Source organism: Mycolicibacterium arseniciresistens (assembly GCF_030519285.1).
GTDB classification, from domain to species: Bacteria; Actinomycetota; Actinomycetes; order Mycobacteriales; family Mycobacteriaceae; genus Mycobacterium; species Mycobacterium arseniciresistens.
In genome coordinates this window covers 1-665 of the sequence record NZ_JAUMSQ010000571.1, presented here as the reverse complement: position 1 = coordinate 665, position 665 = coordinate 1, and the positions used below count along the sequence as shown (strand labels likewise).

Below are 665 nucleotides of genomic sequence, written 5' to 3'. Positions count from 1 at the left end.
GGCCCGGTGAGCAGCTCGGCCGCCTGCGCGCCGTCGAGGCCGTCGGCGGTGGCTTCGAGCACGGTCAGCAGCGCACGCACCGCAGGCAGATCGGCGAGCGGAGCGCCGGCCCGTGGCACGTCGACCGGCACACCGGCGGCCGACAACGCCCGCGCCAGAGCAGATCCCGTGCGCGGCATCGACCGGACCAGGACCGCCATCTGCGACCACGGCACGCCGTCGACCAGATGGGCACGTCGCAGCGCGTCGGCGATGACGGCGGCCTCGGCGTGCGGCGACGCCGCCACCCGCACCCCGACCGTTCCGGTGCGGGTGGCATCGCCGGTGAGGTGGCGCACCGCCGACGCGGCAGGCAGCCGGCGGGCGAGCCCGGTGATGACGCCGGTGACCGCGGACGCACAGCGGTGCGAGACGGTGAGCGTCACGACCTCGCCGTCGCCGTCGCCGCGCAGCAGTTGCGGGTCCGCGCCGCGGTAGCCGAACACCGCCTGGTCGGGATCGCCCGCGATTACCGTCAATTCGGCGCCCGCGGCCAGCACGCGCACCAACCGGGCGGCCTGCGGATCGAGCTGCTGGGCGTCGTCGACGAGCAGCACGCGCAGCCGGGCCCGTTCGGCGGCCAGCAGATCGGGGTCGCTGCCGAGGGCCTCCAGCGCGGCGCCGAC

1 protein-coding gene is annotated in these 665 nt (G+C 76.5%); it reads right to left on the bottom strand.

Features of this window, described 5'->3' with window-relative positions; translation table 11 throughout:
• The coding region (locus Q2100_RS31555) for a UvrD-helicase domain-containing protein (protein WP_302917165.1) at window positions 1-665 on the bottom strand (665 nt) is incomplete at both ends.